Origin of the sequence: Steroidobacter sp., assembly GCF_016790065.1 — a bacterium.
GTDB lineage: Bacteria > Pseudomonadota > Gammaproteobacteria > Steroidobacterales > Steroidobacteraceae > Steroidobacter.
The window spans coordinates 1-4,166 of record NZ_JAEUPY010000926.1; the positions used below are offsets into that span (position 1 = coordinate 1).

Sequence of the window (4,166 nt, forward strand, 5' to 3'; positions counted from 1 at the left end):
CTGTGAAAGCGAATGGTGTGCCGGTGGAGTACGTTTTGTTCCCTGACGAGGGGCATGGCTTCACCAAGCGAGAAAACACGATCACGGCCTCTGAGGCGTATCTCGCGTTTCTTGACAAGCATCTGTAGACCGGGTCGTCAGATCGGCAACGATATGCCCGGCAGCGACCCCGTGAGCTATCTCGGCAAGGTGCGAGACTTCATGGCCGTCTATCCGAAGTTGAAGGCCAGCGCCAACCTGCAATGGTCGTTGGATCGCTGGAGCGCGTCGGTCGGCACCAATGGCCTCAGTGGCGTCGAGAATACCGGCAGCACGGTGAAGCGGCGTCTGGGGGCGTACATTTCCACCGAGCTGTCGTTGGGTTATCAATTCGATCGGGTCGGTATTACTCGGTCCGGCTGAGCACCCGGTTCTAGCCGAATGGTTTAGGGTGATCGATGCGCCGGGGGCTGCTATTGTGCAGTCCCCGGCGCGCTTGGAACTTCTTAATCCGTGCCGGGTTCATGTGACAGCGTGAACACACCGGCCGTCGAAGCAAAACCTCGCGTGCTGTTCGTCGAAGACGAGGCGGTCCTGCGTGAGCACCTGGTCGACGCGCTCACCGACGAGTTTTCCATCGAGGGTGCGGCCAATGGCCAGGACGCCCTCAAAGCCATCCTCCGGCATCGGCCGGACATCATCGTCACCGACATCGTCATGCCCGGGATGGATGGTGTGGAGCTGGTCCGAGCCCTGCACAGCTCGCCGCGAACCGCGTCGATTCCCATCCTGATGATCTCAGGCAAGGCCGCCGAGGATCTGCAGGATGGTTTCGAGCTGGGCGCGGACGCCTATCTCGGTAAGCCCTACACCGAAGACGAGCTGCGCGTTCGGATCCGCGGCATGCTCAGAAATACCAAGCTGCGTTCCGACATCGTGCGCAGGGAAGAGCAGGCGAAGGCGGATCTGCGGGCGGTCCAGGAGCGCGCAGCGTTACTGGAGAGTGTCACCGATGCCTTCTATGCACTCGATAGTGAGTGGCGAGTGACGTATGCGAATCAAAGGGCGCTCGACTATTTTCGTCTGACTCGCGCCGAGTTCATCGGCAAGACGCTGTGGGACGCGTTGCCACCGACCCGGGACTCCTTTGGTCGCCAGGAGTTTGAGCGTGCCGTTCGGGACAACATCAGTGTCTCGTTCGAACTATTGTCGCCGGTATCCACCAAGTGGGTGGAGATTCATGCCTATCCGCATCAGCGAGGGTTGGCGGTCAACTTTAGAGATATCACCGATCGCAAGGATGCCGAACAGCGGCTGCGCGCCAGCGAGGCGCAGCTGAGGCTGATGAGTGACGCGTTGCCGGCGCTCATCAGCTATGTCGATGCCGACTATCGTTACCGCTTCTGTAACGCGAGATATGAAGAGTGGTTCGGGATTCCCTCGCAGCAGGCGATTGGTCGCACGCTGGCGGAGGTGCTCGGCGCGGCGGCGTTCGAGAAATTGAAGCCAATGATCGATCGTGCCTTGAGTGGCGAGAAGCTGAGTGCGGAAGTGAAGGTGCCGTATCGAAGCGGCGGCACGCGTGACGTTCAAATCGACTTCTTGCCCGATCGCGATGACACCCATCGGGTTCGCGGCTACTACGCACTGATTCAAGATATCAGCGACCGAAAGGCCACGGACCTGCGCTTACGGGAAAGCGAGTCGCGGTTCCGGAGCATGGCGGACAGCGCGCCGGTGATGGTCTGGGTGACGGAGGTCGATGGCTCCTGCTCGTATCTTTCCAGATCATGGTACGAGTTCACTGGCCAGGCGCCGGAGGTTGCGCTCGGCTTCGGCTGGTTGAATGCCGTGCATTCCGACGATGCGCCCATGGCCGAGCAGATCTTTCGGGATGCGCTGGCGGGCCACAAAGCTTTTCGTATCGAGTACCGCTTGCGGCGTGCCGACGGCTCTTATGCTTGGGCGTTGGACGCGGCTCAGCCGCGACTCGGTCCGGCAGGGGAGTTCCTCGGCTATATCGGATCGGTGATCGACATTCAGGAGCGCCGCGAGTGGGAAGAAAAACTGCGCTCGTGGAATCAGGTTCTGGAGCGGCAAGTCGTCGACATGAAAGCCGAACAGAAGTTGTTCGCGGACGTGGTCGAGGGCACGGACGCATTCGTACAAATCGTCGATCGCGAGTTTCGCTGGCTCGCCATCAATCGCGCCTCCGCCGATGAATTCGAACGCATCTACGGCGTCCGGCCCAAGGTCGGCGATAGCATGCTCGAGGTGTTGGCGGACAAGCCGGACCACCAGGAAGCGGTGCGTGCCATTTGGTCGCGCGCCTTGGCGGGCGAAGAGTTTACCGAGATCAGCGAGTTCGGCGATCCTGCCGTGCGCCGCCGCTTCTATGAGATGAAGTACAACTCGCTGCGGGACAAGGAAGGCCGGCTGATCGGTGCTTATCAGTTTGTCTACGATGTCACTCAGCGCATCGTCGATCAGGCGCAACTGGCGGAGGCGCGGGACGCTCTGCGCCAGAGTCAGAAGATGGAAACATTGGGGCAACTGACGGGCGGCGTGGCGCACGACTTCAACAATCTGCTCACTCCCATCGTCGGCGCGCTCGATATTCTTTCGCGACAGTACAGCAGCGATCTGCGCGCACGGCGGCTTACGGATGCAGCTCTGCAGGCGGCGGATCGAGCCAAGATTCTCATTCAGCGCCTGCTGGCATTCTCTCGCCGGCAACACTTGCAGACTCAGCCCGTGGACATCGGTGCGCTGTTGGGTGGCATTCGCGATCTGCTCACGCGAACGCTAGGACCTCACATCCAGTTCTCGTTACAGGTCGAGGCCGCCATGCGTTCGGCGAACGTCGATCCGAATCAACTCGAGCTGGCGCTGTTGAATCTAGCGGTCAACGCTCGCGACGCGATGAGCCACGGTGGCACGCTGGTGGTCGCTGCGTATCAAGAGACGATTACAGATTCGAGACGCCTGGCGCCGGGTCGCTACGTTCGCATCGACGTGCAGGATTCCGGTGCGGGGATGGATGAGGCGACCTTGAGTCGTGCCATCGAGCCGTTCTTCACCACCAAGGAGGTGGGGCAGGGCACCGGCCTCGGTCTTTCCATGGTGCATGGCCTGTCGGCGCAGTTGGGCGGCGACTTCATGCTCGAAAGCTCACCGGGGCGGGGCACCAAGGCGTCGTTGTGGCTGCCGACCACCAAGCACGATGCGCCATCGCTGCCCGCCGAAGCACCGGCCGCGGACGCCAAGATCGACGCCGTCGAAACCATCTTGCTAGTCGACGATGAGGCGCTGGTGCGCATGGGCACTTCGACGATGCTGGCGGATGCCGGTTACAACGTCATCGAAGCTGCGACACCGGGCGAAGCCATCGCCACGTTTCATGACGGGCTGAAGATCGATCTGTTGATCACTGACTTCGCCATGCCCGAGATGAACGGGGTCGAGCTTGCTGAAGTCCTTAGAGCACAGCACCCGGCGCTGCCCGTGCTGATGATCACGGGCTTTGCATCGCTCACTGAGGTTCAGGCCGGTGGGCTGCCGCGCTTGGCCAAGCCGTTTAGACAGACGGAGCTGATTGCGTGCGTGGCCGAGGTGTTGTCGGCTAAAGCGTCAGCTTGACTAGGGACTGACCAACTCGTCGGTCGACGGCTTGGCTGCGCGAGCGCGAGGGCAACGCAAGGGCGGGCCATCGCTATCGTCGCCGTTGCATTCCAATTCCAAACAGCGGATGTCAGCGACGCGAGCGAGAATCGTGCGCGCGTGGCGAATGACGGCGTCGCCAGCGGTGGTCACGCGGTCGAGGCACTTGCCGATGCGGATGAAAAGGGGATAGCCGAGCTCGCCTTCGAGCTGCTTGATTTGTTTCGATACACCCGATTGAGTGGCGTAGACGCGCGCGGCGGCCGCGGTCACATTGAGGTCACAATCGGCAATGGCGACCAGATATCGCAGTTGAGTCAATGTCACGGCAGCACCTTTTTTCTGGGCACAACCTGTGCGCTGGCTACGATCCTCGACGAATAGTAATTGTAACAACGGCTGACAAACAGCCGATTTCCGCATCTGGCGATTCAGTCCGGTTATGTTACTGGTTTGCGACCGGCTCGTAGTTGTCGGCGATGAAGCGGTTCAACAGGCGTACGCCGAAGCCGGTCGCGCCGGCCGAT

3 protein-coding genes and 1 pseudogene are annotated in these 4,166 nt (G+C 61.0%); 3 read left to right on the forward strand and 1 reads right to left on the reverse strand.

What is annotated here, in order from left to right:
* The 3 genes from JNL55_RS37610 to JNL55_RS36850 all read left to right on the forward strand — a co-directional run.
* Positions 1 to 128, forward strand: a 128-nt coding sequence (locus JNL55_RS37610; protein WP_415923243.1) for an alpha/beta hydrolase family protein, incomplete at its 5' end; no start/stop codon positions are given.
* Positions 129 to 153: 25 nt separating this feature from the next.
* Positions 154 to 402: a hypothetical protein gene (locus JNL55_RS36845; RefSeq protein WP_293866977.1), complete on the forward strand. Its 249-nt coding sequence runs from the start codon at positions 154 to 156 to the stop codon at positions 400 to 402.
* Between the two features lie 111 nt (positions 403 to 513).
* The gene (locus JNL55_RS36850) at positions 514 to 3,618 is read left to right on the forward strand and encodes a PAS domain-containing protein (RefSeq protein WP_293866980.1); all 3,105 of its coding nucleotides are present in this window, start codon (positions 514 to 516) and stop codon (positions 3,616 to 3,618) included.
* Between the two features lie 105 nt (positions 3,619 to 3,723).
* On the opposite strand, the pseudogene JNL55_RS36855 reads toward JNL55_RS36850, so the two are convergent.
* Positions 3,724 to 3,966: pseudogene (locus JNL55_RS36855) on the reverse strand (LysR family transcriptional regulator); the annotation flags it as partial.
* Positions 3,967 to 4,166 lie beyond the last annotated feature (200 nt).